Origin of the sequence: Stenotrophomonas sp. AB1(2024), assembly GCF_037482345.1 — a bacterium.
Classification (GTDB): domain Bacteria; phylum Pseudomonadota; class Gammaproteobacteria; order Xanthomonadales; family Xanthomonadaceae; genus Stenotrophomonas.
The window spans coordinates 1-16,047 of record NZ_JBBHKO020000002.1 but is presented as its reverse complement, the minus strand read 5'-3'; the positions used below and the strand labels follow the sequence as shown (position 1 = coordinate 16,047).

Below are 16,047 nucleotides of genomic sequence, written 5' to 3'. Positions count from 1 at the left end.
CCGGCGCAGCAACCGATCCGGGACCAATCGTCGTAGCGGAAGGACCAATCGTAATGGGCCCCCATGGCGCTTCTTCGGTGCCCGCCGTGCGCCTAAGATGGCCCTGCCCCGCCATCCCGGGCGTCCTGGATACCGGCCATGATGGTTCGCCTTGGCAGTACCTCGATCACCCTGCCCCGCTACCTGCTGCTGTGGACGGCAGTGGTGCTGGTGTTTGCCGTGCAGCATTCGCTCAGCGATGGGTTGCATGGCAACAGCTGGCCCTTCCTGGTCCACCTGCGCTGGGCGATGATCCAGTGGTACACGTGGGCGGCACTGGCACCACTGGTATTCCGCCTGGCCGAACGCTATCCGATGGATCCCGCCCGACGCCTGCGTGGCCTCGGTCCGCAGGCCCTGGCCAGTCTGGTCGTGACCTTCGGGGCGATGGTGATCGGCGCGCTCACCTCCACCCTGTTCGAACCCAGCGACTTCTTCGAACAGCTGGGCTACTTCCTGGCACAGCACTTCGCCATCGGCCTACTGACCTATTGGGCGCTGTTCGCGATCCAGCAGGCGCTGCACTTCCATGCCGAGAAGGCACGACGCGAAGTAGAAGCCAGCCGGCTGGCCACCGAACTGGCGCAATCGCGCCTGCTGGCCCTGAAATCGCAGCTTCAGCCGCATTTCCTGTTCAACACGCTGCACGCGATCATCACCCTGCTCGACGAAGACACGGTCTCGGCCGAAGACATGCTGCTGCGCCTGAGCGAGCTGCTGCGCGCCTTCCTGGAAGACTACGACGGCCAGGAAATTCCGCTGCGGCAGGAGCTGGACCTGATCGAGCTGTACCTGGGCATCCAGCGCATCCGCTTCAAGGATCGGCTCACCACACGCACCTACATCGCCCCTGACACCCTCGACTGCGCCGTGCCCAGCCTGCTGCTGCAGCCGCTGGTGGAAAATGCGGTGCGCCACGGCATCGGGCAACGCGTGGGTAGCGACGTGATCGAAATCGAAACGCGCCGCGACGGCGAGGTGCTGTGCATTGAAGTGCGCAACCGCAACAGCACGCTCCACGCCCTGCCCGGTGCACCGGCGGGGCACGGCATCGGCATGTCCAACACGCGGCTGCGCCTGAAGGAACTGTACGGCGACGCCGCCGACGTGCGGCTGGACATGATCTGGCCCGAAGGCGTGGCCTGCCGTGTGCGGCTGCCGTTCCGTGACGTTGGCCCGGCAGACGATGAGCCGGAATTCCATGCCGGGGTCGCGCCAGCGTGAGCATCACGGTACTGGTGGTGGACGATGAACCCATCGCCCGACGCGCGATCGTGCGCCTGCTCGCCGAAGACCCGGCGCTGGAACTGCTGGGCGAATGCGGCGACGGCGTGTCGGCCGTAAAGGCGATCCGCGACCGATCACCGGACCTGGTATTCCTGGACATCCAGATGCCGGCAATCACCGGGCTGGACGTGGTGGCGACCATCGGCGCCGAGCGCATGCCCGCCACCGTGTTCGTCACCGCGTATGAGCAGTATGCGGTGAAGGCCTTCGAAGCCAATGCCGTGGACTACCTGGTCAAACCCTTCAGCCGCGAGCGCTTCGCCGCCACCCTGCAGCGTGTACGGCAGCGCCTCGCGCAACCAACCGGCAGCAGCGCACAGGCGACCACGCAGATCCTGCAGGCACTGGACGCGCTGCGCCAGCGCGAAGCCTACCTGCAGCGCATCCCGGTGCGGGTGGACGAACACGTCGTGCTGATCGACGTGGACGACATCATCTGGGTCAAGGCCGCGCGCAACACCGTTGAGATACACCTCGCCAGCGGCATGCACGAACATCGCGGCACCATGGTCGCCCTCGCCGCGCGGCTGGACCCGCGCCATTTCGCCCGGGTCCACCGCTCGGCCATCGTCAACATCCGCAGGGTCAAGGCCATCCACCCGTGGTTCAACGGCCACCATGTGGTGACCCTGGACACCGGGCAGCAACTGCGCATGAGTCGGTATCAGAATGAAGCCTTTCTCAAGCTGGTGTCCACACGCCACCCCACGTGACGCGTTCACCATGTCACCACCCCGAACGTCAGTATCTGGATGCGGTGCAGAGCTGGCTCAGCCGGATGTACGTTCCGCATCGGAGGGCGGCTCGACTTCATGGGCGTTGGCAGGGTTGTCCAATTTCATCGTATTCCCATCCGAAGAAGCTCTCAGCATCACTCTGGACTCGTTTCCAAACTGGTCGATATAGCCCATCAACCCGTGTTGATAGCTGTAGTTGTTGCACATTCGCCCCATGCCGTCGCGAATGCGAGCTGCCGTCGCCTCTCCCGGCCTATCATCTACTGTGAACGAGACCACATAGCCATGGCCGACGCAACTAGCATAGGTCACTTGGCGCCGCTCCCCTTTGGGAAACGCGATGTGCTCCATTCTCCCGCTATCCTTGTTCCACGCGTAGTGGGCCCCACGCTGATTGAGCTCTCGATGGTTGACGGAGCCCACAATTTTGTAATTCGGGTCCGTGAAATATATGTAATAAAGATCGACATCAAAATTGGGGGAGTTCGCCGCATTATGCGGTCCCGTCATGCCAAAACAAGACCAAGGGAGCTCCTTGGGCGCCCGCCCATCAACGATGATGTAGCTGTCAAACTTTCCCGGAGAGGGATTTGGCGTGTTCGATACGAACGTGACCCCTGCGGGAGATACGCACCGCAAGTTTTCTTGTCTGCACGAGGTCGGTGTACAGCCAGCGCCTAACCACCTGGGCGCGACCGAGCTGAGACGCAGGCTGGTCTACGGGGTGGACATCGTGGGAGCCGTCACGCGCTCCCTGAACCTGCCAGTCGTAAACGAAGTCAGTGTCCGCGAACAGAGCCTGCCCGACCCTGTACGGATACGATTCGGGATCTTCATATTCGCACAGACGCAGATCGAGGCTGGAATAGTCAGTGGGAATCTCCACTACAACGCCATCTTCATCACGCGCCTCCAGAATTATCTCGACAGGGATCTGCTGCCGGTTGTTGGCATAGACCGGGCAACGCACCTTGTCCCTACCCTGACAGGTAACCTCAAACCTGCTCAGGTGCGTCCAAGGCTTCTTCCACTCTGGCAGCTTCCCCTCAGGCACGACCTCATCGCAGGAACTACCAGCACTTTCAGTATTATCGGCTCCCATCTTCATGTACTCCCATGTCAAGGACCTCGGCTGTGGTTTCAAACAGCATGGATCGCAAGCGCGGGATACGTGGACGATGATCCGCTCACGGAACCACTGGGCTGTACCGAACAGGCAATGTGTAGCGGGCGTGTCATCCAGGACAAGCCCACTGAGCGCAGCTCACTGCTCGCGATTCATCCCCGTGAGACGCCAACATAATCCGGAGAATGTTATCGGGGCGTAGTCAAAGCAACGGGCGCAGAACGCTGCTGGGCATCGACACAGCGCGTAGAGCCGGGCTCTGCCCGGCTGCCCGCAATGTCGGACGTCCCGGCCGGGCAGAGCCCGGCGCTACAAAGGGCGCTCGTCGCTGCGTAGGGTCAGCACTTCCACGCCGCTGTCGGTCACCAGTACCGTGTGTTCGGCCTGCGCCGACAGCTTCCCATCACGCGTGGTCACGGTCCAACCATCCTCACTCATATCGATCGCCGCCCGACCCTGGTTGATCATCGGCTCGATGGTGAAGGTCATGCCCACTTCCAGCTCCACCCCGGTCCCGCGCTTGCCGTAGTGCAGCACCTGCGGCTCCTCGTGCATTTCCCGGCCGATGCCATGCCCGCAGAACTCCCGCACCACGCTGTAACCGTGCGCCTTGGCATGCTGCTGGATGGCAAAGCCCACATCGCCCAACGTCACGCCCGGGCGGACCACTGCGATTCCCTTCCACATCGCTTCGCGGGTCACCCGCACCAGTCGCTTTGCCTGGAAATCGACCTCGCCAATCAGGTAGGTCTTGCTGGAATCAGCAATGAAGCCATCCTTCTCCAGCGTGATGTCCAGGTTGACGATGCTGCCGCTGCGCAGCACGTCGCCCGCAGACGGCACGCCGTGGCACACCACATCGTCGATCGAGCTGTTGAGCACATAACCAAATCCATACTGGCCCTTGCTCGCGGGCCGCGCGCGCAGCTCGTCGACGATAAACCGCTCCACCCAGTCATTGACCTGCAGCGTACTCATGCCCTCGAGCGGCAGCCGGTCCAGTGCCTCGAACACCGACGCCAACAGACGTCCGGATGCCCGCATCAGCGCCTGTTCCTCAACTGTCTTGATCACGCGACCGCCACCCGCAGGGCGCCGGGGTCCACACCAGCCGCCCTGAGTTCACGGTTGACGATCTCCTGGTAGCTCATGCCCGGACTCATCTCGCACAGCATGCCTACCTTGATCCAGAAGCCGGCCTGCGCGTTGATGGAACGGCCGGAAACGCTGCTGGCGCGGCGCAGGTTGTCGTGCAGTTCGTCGTCGATGTTGACGATGCCCATGGAAAGTCCCGCAGTGGCGTATATACGAATTATATACGATACGTATACTAACGTCAGCCCAGATGCGCCATCATGTCCAGGCGGGGTCCGCAGTGAAATCGATGGTCAACCAGAACTCACTGCCACGCGCCTCCAGACGCTCGGCGATTTCATCACGCAGCGCATCCACGTTCCCGATGGTGCCGATCACCGTGTCGGGATGGGTCAGGATGTGGATTTCCACGAAGCGCATGCGCCCCATCTTGGCGACGTGGCTGGTGAAATCAAGATAGCCGTGTTCGGCTACGAACTGCGTCATCACCGCCTGCACGCGCGCGTCCAGCGAATCCGGCGCGACCTGCAGCACTTCGCGCATGGCCTTCCAGGCACTCCGCAGCGGCACTGGCAGCACCGCCAGGCTGATGATTGCCAACACCAGCGGATCCAGGAACGGAATCCAGTGCGCGTGGTCGCCGTCTTCCAGCAGCAGCGCCAGGGCAAAGGCCAGCACCACTGCCAGGCTCATCATGCCGCTGAGCAGCCAGGCACGTACATCCAGCCACAGCAGCGGCGAGTTCAACCGTGCCGCATGGATGCGCACAAACCCGGCCATGCCCAGGTTGCTCACGCACAGCAGGGTCGCCCACATCAAGGCCGGTCCCGCGCGGACCACGTGTCCGCCGGTGGTGAGCCCAATGACCGAATTGGCCAGCGCATAGATGCACGCCAGCGCCAGGATCGCCCCGCCCAGCGCTTCCACCATCGGCTCCAGGTGCCAATACCCGTACTGGAAGCGCGGGCTGCCTTCACGCCCCAGCAGCCGCAGCACCGCCAGTGCCACCAGCGTCAGCGCCACATCGACCAGGCTGTACACGCCGTCGAACAGGATCGCCTGCGACCCCACCAGCAAGCCGCCGATGAAGCCGGTGGCGCTGACCGCCACCGTTACCCCGATCGAGAATTTGAGGATCCGCTGCTCGCGTGCTGTGTCCATCGCCTGCCGAAGATCCTGGCCACAGCTCAGGTCTTCAGTACCTCCACCTTGTAGCTCGGCACGTCGCCGTCGCGGTCGATGATAAGCCCGTGCACGTCCGACTCGAAGCCCGGGAAGCGCGCGTTCTGCTCGCGGGCGATGCGCAGCGACTGGATGATCGGCTCATCCGGTGCACCGAAACGTTCGCCGGGCATGATCGTCGGAATGCCCGGCGGGTACGGCACCAGCATGGTCCCGGCGATGCGTCCGCTGATCGCTTCGATATCGACCCGCTCGATCTGCCCACGCACCAGGTGGTCGTAGGCCTCGGCCGGGGTCATCACCGGCTCGGGCAGGTCCACGTACATCTCGCGCATCACCTGGGCCACGGCAAACTCACGATTGAAGGCATGCAGCGCACTGCACAGATCACGCAGGCCCCAGCCGGCATACGCCTGCGGGTAGTCGGCAGCCAGGCCGGGCAAGGCGCGGGTCAGCGGCGCGTTGGCGTCGAACAGCGCCTTGAAGGCCATCAGCTCGGTGACCAGCGTGCTCCACTTGCCCTTGGTGATGCCCATCGAGAACAGGAACAGCACCGAGTACAGGTTGGTCTTCTCCACCGTGATGCCGCGCGTCCACAGGAACTTGCTGAGCACCGCAGCGGGAATGCCAAGCTCGCCCAGCTCGCCGTCGATGGAAAGTCCCGGGGTGAGCAGGGTCACCTTGATCGGGTCGATCAGCACATAGTCCTCGACCAGCCCGTCGAACCCGTGCCAGTGCGCATCGGGCTGCAGGTACCACTCCTCGCGCTTGGCCACCATCGGGGCGGGTGCGTCGCCCTTGGCCAGCGAACGCTCCAGCTTGTCCGGCTGCCACACGCTGAACCACCAGTCGTCGCGGCCCAGGTCTTCGCGCACGTGCAGCATGGCGCGACGGAAGGCTATCGCCTCATCATGCATCTCCTGCACCAGCGACTCGCCCGCCGCGCCCTCCATCATCTTGGAGGCCACGTCGCAGGCAGCAATCACCCCGTAATGCGGGCTGGTGGTGGTGTGCATCATGAAGGCTTCGTTGAAACGTTCCGCATCCAGCGCGCGGGTGGCCGCGTTGCGCACGTGGATCATCGAGGCCTGCGAGAACGCAGCCAGCAGCTTGTGGGTGGAATGGGTGGTGAAGATGATCGCATCCTGGCCACGCGGCTTGCCCTTGGCCATGCCGTAGTGGTTCTCATAGAACGGATGGAACGCCGCATAGGCGTACCAGGCCTCATCGAAGTGCAGGAAATCCACCGCACTGCCGATTTCCTCGGCAATCTTCTCGGCGTTGTAGCACAGCCCGTCATAGGTGGAATTGGTCACCACCGCGATGCGCGGCTTGGAGCCGGCGCGGAACGCCTTGCTGGCCAGCGGATTGGCGGCGATGGCCTGCTGCATCGCCTCGGGGGTGAACTGGTCCAGGCTGATCGGCCCGATGATGCCGTGCGCGTTGCGGCTGGGGGTGAAGTACACCGGCACCCCGCCGGTCATGATCAGCGCGTGCAGCAGCGATTTGTGGCAGTTGCGGTCGACGAACACCACATCGCCCCGCCCCACCGTGCCATGCCAGACGATCTTGTTGGCAGTGGAGGTGCCGTTGGTGACGAAGAAGGTGTGGTCGGCGCCGAAGTTGCGCGCCGCCTCGTTTTCGGCTGCCTTGATCGGCCCGCTGTGGTCCAGCAGCGAACCCAGCTCCGGCACCGAGATCGACAGGTCGCTGCGCAGCGTGTTCTCGCCGTAGAACTGGTGGAACGCGCGCCCTACCGGCGACTTGGTGAACGCCACCCCGCCGGCATGGCCGGGCGTATGCCAGGAATAGTTGGACTCGGCTGTGTGGTGGATCAATGCCTTGAAGAACGGTGGCAGCAGGTTGTGCATGTAGTCTTCTGCGGCACGCATCACCTGGCGGGCGATGAAGCTCTTGGTATCTTCGAACAGGAAGATATAGCCGTGGATGTACTTGAGCAGCTTGCTTGGCACCTTCTCGATGGTGCGGCGCTCGCCGTACAGGAACACCGGCAGGCCGGCGCGGCGTGCGCTCTGCTCGCGCAGGAAGGCCAGCAGGCGCTGGAACTCACCGGGCTTGTCCTCGGTACCATCGATGGAGATCAGTACCGCCGATGCGGCCACATAGGTGCGCGCACCGGCCTGGGCGTCAGCCAGGGTGAGCCCGCACAACACACGCTGCTCGCTGCCACGCAGCTCCTCGACCAGTGCGCGGATCAGGATGCCACCGATGCGCGGGGACTCGTAGTCGTCGTCGATGACGATGATCGGGTAATCCAGAGACTTGAAGTACACAGCATTTCTCCTGGGGGAAGGTCACGAAAGCGTCGTACTGCCGGCCGCGTCCAGCGGCGGCAGCTGGCCACGCTGGCGGCGGCGCTCCTCGCTGAAGAACGGGTAGAACACGGTGATGAACAGCACGAACAGGAAGGCGTACTGCACGATGCTGCCGGACGAGCCGAAGATCGCCCACAGGCAGTACACGACGGTGATGCTGGTCAGGAACCAGAACGCGCCGGTATGCACCAGGGTGTGCGAGCGCTCGACCACGAAGTAGCAGGCCACGCAGGAATAGATGTAGGGCAGCAGGGTCAACACCACCGCCGCCGAGGTGATCACGTCGAACTGCGCCGATGCGGTTTCCGAGGTCGAGGTGACCAGCACCGCCAAGGTCATCAGCACCGCCACGATCAGCACGCCCTTGACCGGCACGTCGTCCTTGTTGGTCTTGCTGAACACGCTGGGGAACAGCCCGTCATCAGAGGCCGCCTTGGCGCTCTGCGCGGTCAGCAGGATCCAGCCGCCCAGCGAACCGGCCGCGCCCACGAAGGCGCACAGGCTCACCAGCGCCCCGCCCCACCCGCCTACCGCGTTGGCCGCCGCCAGCGCGAACGGTGCATCGGACACCTGCAGGTCGCCATTGGGCACCATGCCCATGATCACCGACGAGCTGGCGATGTAGGCCACTGCTGCGAGGAACACGCCGGCCAAGGTGGCACGCGCCACGTTCTTCTCCGGGTTCTCCACCACCCCGGCAGTGACCGAGGCCGATTCCACCCCGATGAATGCCCACAGCGTCAACGCAGCTGCACTGGAAATCGCACCGAAGTTGGATTCGCCCGACACGTTGTAGGCGCCCTTGAAGATGGCCGGGTCGAAGAAGAACCAGCCGAAGATTGCAATGCCCAGGATCGGCACCAGCGCGAAACTGGTGGTCACCGTCTGCAGCCGGCTGACGAACGCCGGGCCGATCACGTTGGCGAAGCTCAGCGCCCACACCAGGGCCAGCACCGCGATGCAGCGCGGCACCGGCTGGGACAGGATCGGGAAGAAGTAACTGAAGTAGCCCACCGCCGCGATCGGGATGGCCACGTTGCCGATCCAGTTGGCGAACCAATAGATGGTGTTGGTCTGGAAGCCCATGTATGGCCCGAACCAGTCGCGTGCATAGGCATAGGGGCCACCCGCCTTGGGCGCCAGCTTGCCCAGCTTGGCGAACACGAAGGCCAGCAGCAGCGCACCGGCCGTGGTTACCAGCCAGCCCCAGATCGAGGCGGTGCCGATCTTGGCCAGGCTGGAAGGCAGCAGGAACACCCCCGAACCCATCATGTTGCCGGCCACCAGGAAGGTGGCGCCGACTACTCCGATTTTCTTCGCTTGCGCCATGACCGTCTCTCCGCTACTTGATGAAGTTGTATTGCAGGCTGCCCTGCACCCGCACCGTGTCGGCGCGTTGTCGGTCCTGCTGTTCCAGTTGCCCGTACAGCACTTCCATGCCCATCGTCCACGACGGTGCCGGGCTCCAGATGAGGTTGAAGACCCCGTAACGGCTCTGGCGGAAGGCATCGGCCGCGAGCGCGGCATTGCGCGCCATGGTCAGCTGGCCGTAGATCAGGTTCGATCGCCACAGCGGCGACCAGTAATGCGTGTAGCCGACGAAGCCGCCCTGCAGCGACAGTGCGTGCAGGCGTCCGTCCAGGCCGATCACCGCGTCCAGCCCAGATCCGGTGAGGTCGGCGGTGTAGCGGCTCAGGCCCTTGCCGCCCAGCGCGCCGAACAGCAGCAGGTCCTGTTCGCCTACCGAGGCCGAACCACTGAGCTGGATGCCGCCGCCGAAACGACGGTCATCGCGCTGGTCGCCGTCATAGCCCAGGCTGCGCGCCACCCCGCCCAGCTGCAGGTGTCCCCAATCGCGTTCCATGCGCGCGGTGACGGTTACGTCCGGCATGCGGTTCGCCGCCACCGTGCCATCGGTGATGCCGGCCAGTTGCGCGTCGGGATCTTCAGCCGCGACGGTCAGCGTGTTGCCCTTGCCCATTGCGAAGTTGTGGTGGATGCCGGCCACCAGCAGGTAGCCGGCGCCACCGGGGCCGGCGAAATCCAGCGTATCGGGCAGGCTGTCGGCATCCATGAAGGTTGCGTAGCCATAGCCGGCATAGGTGTTGCCGAGCTGCCCGTACGCATGCCGCAGGCGGAATTCGTACCCGTCGCTGCTGCCGAAGAAATCGTTCTCCAGGTAGAACCGCAGGTTGCCGCGCGTGGTCGGGCGGCGCGCTTCGAAGCTGAAACGGGTCTGCTTGGCATGCAGGTTGAAATTGGAGACATCGCGGTGGCTGCTGCCGACCGGAATGGACGACGTCACGAACTGGTCTTCGTCACCGGCCGCACGCGTATCAGCAATCGCATCCAGCTTTGCGTAGCCGCCGATGCGGATCAGCGTATCGGTGTTGGGAATGGCGAAGAACCCCTTCAGGTCGGGGTCGGTCGGACCGGCGGCACTGTCAGGGCGCGACGCCGCCGACGACGGGTCGGCCACCGAATCGCGTGGCGGCAGGATCGCGTGGCCGGTGCCGGGCACCTGGGCGGTGGTGGCATGGGCCAGTGTGGCCGACGGCGTGACCGCCGTGGGGGCTGCGGTAGTCACTTCGGGGCGCGCCGCAGGCGTTCGCCCTTCCGCCGTTTCCAGCGCATCCAGGCGTTTTTCCATCGCCTCCAGCGTCTGCCGAAGGGTGCGGATGTCCTGCCGCAAGGCGTCGGCGGAATCCTGTGCATGGACGGGTACCGCGAACAGGGTGACGGCAGCGAACAGCAGCACGACAGAGCAACGCATCACGCCCTCCTTGAACCGCAGACGATACTGCCGGCAACGGCTGGAACGCTCACGCGTCCGGCTGATATCGGCACCCGCGTGGGATTCCCTCCTCATCCCGGGTGGCGCGCAGAATCCACGCGTGCCAGCGCTTTGAGTAACAAGGCGGAAGTGAGTGTGTCGTGAAGTCTGTGCGTCCGCGCCATGACGTGGCGGCACCGCACTGCAGAAGCTGTCGAAACCCATGCGCGCAGTGTGGTCGCGCGCCTGGGTTTCGACCTTGATTCAGATCAACGCGGGCCCATCACCTTTTCCATGTCCTCGCCCTGCGGCATGCCGGACACGCGCTGCACCAGGCCCTGTGCATCACGGAACAGAATGCCCGGGGTGCCCTGGAAGCCCAGTTCGACCATCAGCACCTGGTTGGCGTCCAGCTTGTTGGCCAGTTCCGGCGCGATGCTGGCTGCAGGCTTGATACCGCCCTTGCTGAAATCATGTTCGTTCTGCAGGAATACCGCGCTTGGATTGGGTGCGCCAAGGATCGCCGCTGCCTTGGCCGGGCTGTCCTCGCGGATCACCCCCACCATCACGTGACGCAGCTGCACCTTGCCGCTGTCCACCCATGGGCGGGCTGCTTCCCAGAACCGATGGCAGTACGGGCAGTTGGCGTCGCTGAAGGTGTACACCACGCGCGGCGCATCCGAACGGCCATCGCGCACCCAGGCGCTGGCATCCAGCCGCGACCAGATCCGGTCCGCCATCGGCTTGGCGACCAGCTTGTCCAAGGGCGTGGCACCGACATCTTCGCCCTTCTCATTGAAGAGCGTACCCACCATCACATTCTTGCCGTCCGCAGTAACATACGCGGCCGCCGGCTGCTGCCCGCCTACCACGCCGGCAAAGCCACGCAGGCCGCCCGGCGCGTCGAATTCGCCGATCACCTCAAAGCCATGCTTTTCGATCCCCTTGAGCACCGCCGGCCGGCTTGCGTCCGCTCCGGCAGCAGGCTTCGCGGCAGCCTTGGCCGGCGCCGGACCTTGCTGGGCCTGGCTGCAACCGGCCACCGCCAACAGCAGGGCGGCACCCAGCACGGAGCCCAGCATGGGCGAGGTCTTCAACAACATGGCAACTCCTGGAATAAACGCCCACGGCGAACGACACACAGGGTAGTCGCATCTGTCCGTGCGTGCAGCCGCTGGCCGCCCCTGTATCAGGCGGCCGGGCGCAACGGTTCGCTCTGCAGCTGCGGAAGCGGGCCGCGCGGACGCTCACGGCGCTGCGCGAAGATCTGTCGACGGTAACGTGCCGGCGTCACCCCGACGATGCGCAGGAACAGGCGGCGGAATGCACTCTGGTCCGAGTAACCCACCGCCCACGACACCTCATCGACCGCGCCGCCGGCCTGCAGCAGCAACTGCGCCTTGGCGATGCGCAGGCGCTGGCAGTATGCGATCGGGCGCAACCCGGTGGCCTTGAGGAAGCGCCGTTGCAGGGTGCGGGGCTCCAGCCCGGCCGCATCGCAGATGTCCTGCAGGGTCACGCCGCGCGCGGCGATGCTGTGCAGCCAACGCTGCGCCTTGAGGATGCCGCGGTCGCCATGGGCGAAGTTCGGACTGAAGCGCTCCAGGTCTTCCTGCACACCGCGCGGAATGACCAGCTGCAACTGCTGGATTGCCGCACTCATCACACTCTGCCCGTAGATGCGCGCCAGCAGCCGCAGACTGAGGTACTTCCACGCATCCGGGCCGGACGCGGTGAGCAGGTCGCCGTCGTCCACCAGCGCCCGCTCGCTCGGCTGCCAGCTCGGCAGCACCGCCGCCAGCGACGGGCAGCGCGACAGATCGGGGACACTGACCGAGCGCCCGGTCATCACCCCGGCCGAGGCCAGCAGCAGCCCACCCTCTTCGCAGCCCGCCAGCAGGCTGCCGGCATCATGGCAATCGCGCAGCCAGGTCAGCATGCGTACGTCGGCCTGCATCAGCGGCCAGCTGGGTTCGTTGCCCGGCACCACGATGACCGCCGGCGGCGTGTCGCCGAACAGCTCGGCGCCCGCCACCCGCTGCATGCCATGCCCGCGCGTGGACAGCGTCCAGCGGGTCACCAGCATGCGCGCGCCCGTGCGTTTACCGGCCGCAGCGGTACGGTTGCAGCGCTGGGCAAGCTCGGACAGCACCGGCGCGGCAGCGCGCAGGCTGCCGGGATATTCGAGAACGGCCACTTCCATCAAGGTCGGTGAGATGGGCTTGTGGGTCGGCGATGAAGAGGGGGAAAGTGCTTCCATGGCGGCGCTCCTGGAACGGCTGCTGAGACCGCCAAACCCTGCTGGATCAAGGCCTGACGGCGATTCCAATGGAGGGTACGGAGCGCTTCCCGCAGCAGCTATGAAACAAGTTGTAAATCTGGCCCGCTAACGACATTCGAACCGTATGCCGCAAACCCTTGACTCTTGACCAGACTCCAGGGTTCACACTGTGTCCCTGTTCCCCAGAGAGGTCGCCGTGAACATTGGACAACTCGCACGCCAGGCCGGCGTGCCCATCGATACCGTGCGTTACTACGAACGCCAGCACCTGCTGGCCACTGCCCAGCGCAGTGCCGGCGGCTACCGGGTGTTTACCGACACCGACCTGACCCGCCTGCGCTTCATCCGCCGGGCCAAGGCGCTGGGCTTCACCCTGGAGGAAATCGGCGAGCTGCTGGCCCTGAGCGACCACCGCAGCCAGGACATGGCCCAGGTCCGCGACACCGCGGTACTCAAGCTGCAGGACATCCAGCAGCGCATCGCCGAACTGCAACGCATGCACGCCGCGCTCGAACAGCTGGTCGACGCCTGCCCCGGCCACGGCGACCTGGAACACTGCCCGATCCTGGGCGCGTTGACGGAGCCGCGCCAATGAGCATCCCGCACACCCACGCAGCGGCACCGCAGCCGAAAGGCAGCTGCTGCTCCGCCCACGGCGGTGGTGGCGGCAACACCGTCAAGGACCTGGTCTGCGGCATGGACGTGAACCCGGCCACCACCGCGCACCATGCCCGGCATGCCGGCAGCGACTACCACTTCTGCAGCGACGGCTGCCGGCGGAAGTTCATCGCCGAGCCGCGGCGCTATCTCGACCCTGCCTCGCACGTCGCCGAACCCGTACCGGCCGGCACGCTCTACACCTGCCCCATGGACCCGGAAATCGTGCAGGAAGGCCCCGGCACCTGCCCGATCTGCGGCATGGCGCTGGAGCCGATGATGCCCAGCCTGGACGAGGGCGAGAACCCGGAGCTGACCGATTTCCGCCGGCGCTTCTGGTGGAGCCTGCCGCTGAGCATCGCCACCATGGCGCTGGCGATGCTGGCGATGACGCCCTTGCTGCACGGCGTGCCGCCGGGCGTGCGGGTATGGATCGAGCTGGCCCTGGCCACGCCCGTGGTGCTTTGGGCAGGCTGGCCGTTCGTGCAGCGCTGGGCCCAGTCCCTCCGCAACCGCAGCCCGAACATGTGGACCCTGATCGGCACCGGCGTGCTGGCCGCGTACGGCTACAGCGTGGTGGCAACCGTTGCGCCGGGCCTGTTCCCCCCCTCCTTCCAGCAGCACGGGCATGTAGGCGTGTACTTCGAGGCCGCTGCGGTGATCATCTCGCTTACCCTCCTCGGCCAGCTGATGGAGCTGCGCGCCCGCGCCCAGACCTCGGCGGCGATCAAGGCACTGCTGGGGCTTGCACCGAAAACCGCGCGGGTACTGCGCGACGACGGGCACGAGGAAGACGTGGACATCACTGCACTGCAGGCCGGCGACCGGCTGCGGGTGCGGCCCGGTGAAAAGGTGCCGGTGGATGGCAGCGTGCTGGAGGGCCGCTCCACGGTGGACGAATCGATGCTGACCGGCGAACCGGTACCGGTCGCCAAGTCTGTCGGCGACACCGTCATCGGCGCCACCCTCAACGGCACCGGCAGCCTGGTGATCCGCGCCGAGCGGCTGGGCGAGGACAGCATGCTGGCGCAGATCGTGCAGCTGGTGGCACAGGCGCAGCGTTCGCGCGCCCCCATGCAGCGGATGGCCGACAAGGTGGCGTACTGGTTCGTGCTGGCCGTACTTGGCGTGGCGGTACTGACGTTCTTCGGCTGGGGCCTGTTCGGGCCGGAGCCGTCCTGGACGCACGCTGTGCTCAGCGCGGTGGCGGTATTGATCATCGCCTGCCCCTGCGCCCTGGGCCTGGCTACGCCGATGACCATCATGGTCGCCACCGGCCGCGCCGCCCAGCATGGCGTGTTGTTCCGCGATGCCGAGGCCATCGAAGCCCTGCGTGGCGTGGACACGCTGGTGGTGGACAAGACCGGCACGCTCACCGAAGGCCGTCCTGCGTTCCGCGAAGTGCATGCAGTGCCCGGATTCGAGGCTGACGAGGTGCTGCACTGGGCGGCGAGCCTGGACCAGGGCAGCGAGCATCCGCTGGCGGCGGCGATCGTCGCCGAAGCACGTCGGCGGGGGCGCGCGCTCGCGGTGGTTGCTGATTTCGATTCGCTCACCGGGCTGGGTGTACGCGGTACGGTGGACGGCAAGGCATTGCTGCTTGGCAACGTGGTGCTGATGACCGACCACGGCGTCGCGCTGCAGCCGTTGCAGGACGCTGCCGAACGCCTGCGCCATGCGGCGGCCAGCGTGATGTTCCTGGCCGTCGACGGTGCGCTGGCCGGCTTGATCGCGGTGGCCGATCCGATCAAGGCCTCCACCGCCGAAGCGATCGCGCAGTTGCAGCGCGACGGGCTGCGCATCGTCATGGCCACCGGCGACGGCACGGCCACGGCCGACGCGGTGGCGCGCGAGCTGGGCCTGGACGAGGTGCACGGCGAGATGCGCCCCGCCGACAAGGCCGAACTGATCCGCACGCTGCAGGCGCAAGGGCACACGGTGGCGATGGCCGGCGATGGCATCAATGATGCACCGGCGCTGGCCAGCGCCAACGTCGGCATCGCGATGGGCAACGGCACGGACGTGGCGATGTCCAGCGCGCAGGTCACGCTGGTCAAGGGCGATCTGCGCGGAATCCTGCGCGCGCGCCAGCTGTCCACCGCCAGCGTTCGCAACATGCGCCAGAACCTGGGCTTTGCGTTCCTCTACAACGGGCTGGGAATTCCCGTCGCAGCCGGTGTGCTGTATCCGCTGGGCATCACGATGTCGCCGATGCTGGCAGCGGTGGCGATGAGCTTCAGTTCGGTGTCGGTGATCAGCAACGCACTGCGACTTCGCCATCAACGTTTGTCGAATGGATGACAGTTTTTTCTTGCCAATCGAAAACAGCGTCGTTATGATCTCGCTCCTCACGACGTGGGGCCATAGCTCAGCTGGGAGAGCGCCTGCATGGCATGCAGGAGGTCGGCGGTTCGATCCCGCCTGGCTCCACCACTCCGATCATCAGGCCGATCGGAAGGTAGTGAACACAATTCGAGTTTTTCGTGCGTCCCCATCGTCTAGAGGCCTAGGACATCACCCTTTCACGGTGGCGA

Annotated in this window: 14 protein-coding genes and 1 tRNA gene; 5 read left to right on the top strand and 10 right to left on the bottom strand. The window is 65.3% G+C overall.

The window, feature by feature from the left end; genetic code table 11:
- Nucleotides 1-138: 138 nt before the first annotated feature.
- Nucleotides 139-1,263, top strand: coding sequence for a sensor histidine kinase (locus tag WIX41_RS16660; RefSeq protein ID WP_339449553.1), 1,125 nt, complete (start codon nt 139-141; stop codon nt 1,261-1,263).
- Nucleotides 1,260-2,039, top strand: a complete 780-nt coding sequence (locus tag WIX41_RS16655; protein WP_339449551.1) for a LytR/AlgR family response regulator transcription factor — start codon at nt 1,260-1,262, stop codon at nt 2,037-2,039. Before WIX41_RS16660 ends, WIX41_RS16655 begins: the two co-directional genes overlap by 4 nt.
- 57 nt (nt 2,040-2,096) lie before the next feature.
- Here WIX41_RS16655 and WIX41_RS16650 read toward each other — a convergent pair whose 3' ends face one another.
- The 10 genes from WIX41_RS16650 to WIX41_RS16605 form a co-directional block, all read right to left on the bottom strand.
- Nucleotides 2,097-2,573 (bottom strand): hypothetical protein, encoded by a 477-nt coding sequence (locus tag WIX41_RS16650; protein WP_339449549.1) that lies wholly within the window; start codon nt 2,571-2,573, stop codon nt 2,097-2,099.
- A 58-nt stretch (nt 2,574-2,631) separates the two neighbouring features.
- Entirely contained in the window at nt 2,632-3,171 is a 540-nt protein-coding gene (locus WIX41_RS16645) for a hypothetical protein (protein WP_339449547.1), read from the bottom strand.
- Between the two features lie 327 nt (nt 3,172-3,498).
- The gene (map, locus tag WIX41_RS16640) at nt 3,499-4,263 is read right to left on the bottom strand and encodes a type I methionyl aminopeptidase (RefSeq protein WP_339449545.1); all 765 of its coding nucleotides are present in this window, start codon (nt 4,261-4,263) and stop codon (nt 3,499-3,501) included.
- The gene (locus tag WIX41_RS16635; protein ID WP_339449543.1) at nt 4,260-4,472 is read right to left on the bottom strand and encodes a ParD-like family protein; all 213 of its coding nucleotides are present in this window, start codon (nt 4,470-4,472) and stop codon (nt 4,260-4,262) included. The genes map and WIX41_RS16635 overlap by 4 nt, the downstream gene beginning before the upstream one ends.
- A gap of 70 nt (nt 4,473-4,542) precedes the next feature.
- Complete coding sequence (locus WIX41_RS16630) at nt 4,543-5,445, bottom strand: cation diffusion facilitator family transporter (protein ID WP_339449541.1); 903 nt, start codon at nt 5,443-5,445, stop codon at nt 4,543-4,545.
- A gap of 26 nt (nt 5,446-5,471) precedes the next feature.
- On the bottom strand, nt 5,472-7,760 hold the full coding sequence (locus tag WIX41_RS16625) for an Orn/Lys/Arg decarboxylase N-terminal domain-containing protein (RefSeq protein ID WP_339449539.1): 2,289 nt from the start codon (nt 7,758-7,760) through the stop codon (nt 5,472-5,474).
- Between the two features lie 21 nt (nt 7,761-7,781).
- Nucleotides 7,782-9,131 carry an arginine/agmatine antiporter gene (gene adiC, locus WIX41_RS16620; RefSeq protein WP_339449537.1) on the bottom strand — a complete coding sequence of 450 codons (1,350 nt, stop codon included), beginning with the start codon at nt 9,129-9,131 and terminating at the stop codon, nt 7,782-7,784.
- A 13-nt stretch (nt 9,132-9,144) separates the two neighbouring features.
- Nucleotides 9,145-10,575, bottom strand: a complete 1,431-nt coding sequence (locus tag WIX41_RS16615) for a DcaP family trimeric outer membrane transporter (protein ID WP_339449535.1) — start codon at nt 10,573-10,575, stop codon at nt 9,145-9,147.
- Nucleotides 10,576-10,844: 269 nt separating this feature from the next.
- Entirely contained in the window at nt 10,845-11,678 is an 834-nt protein-coding gene (dsbG, locus tag WIX41_RS16610) for a thiol:disulfide interchange protein DsbG (protein ID WP_339449533.1), read from the bottom strand.
- Nucleotides 11,679-11,764: 86 nt separating this feature from the next.
- Complete coding sequence (locus tag WIX41_RS16605) at nt 11,765-12,835, bottom strand: GlxA family transcriptional regulator (RefSeq protein WP_339449531.1); 1,071 nt, start codon at nt 12,833-12,835, stop codon at nt 11,765-11,767.
- Between the two features lie 217 nt (nt 12,836-13,052).
- Between WIX41_RS16605 and WIX41_RS16600 the strand changes: the two genes are divergently transcribed.
- The 3 genes from WIX41_RS16600 (at nt 13,053) to WIX41_RS16590 (ending at nt 15,946) form a co-directional block, all read left to right on the top strand.
- Complete coding sequence (locus WIX41_RS16600; protein ID WP_339449529.1) at nt 13,053-13,451, top strand: heavy metal-responsive transcriptional regulator; 399 nt, start codon at nt 13,053-13,055, stop codon at nt 13,449-13,451.
- On the top strand, nt 13,448-15,814 hold the full coding sequence (locus tag WIX41_RS16595) for a heavy metal translocating P-type ATPase (protein ID WP_339449527.1): 2,367 nt from the start codon (nt 13,448-13,450) through the stop codon (nt 15,812-15,814). The genes WIX41_RS16600 and WIX41_RS16595 overlap by 4 nt, the downstream gene beginning before the upstream one ends.
- A 56-nt stretch (nt 15,815-15,870) precedes the next feature.
- Nucleotides 15,871-15,946 (top strand) — tRNA-Ala (locus WIX41_RS16590).
- The last annotated feature ends 101 nt before the right edge of the window (nt 15,947-16,047 follow it).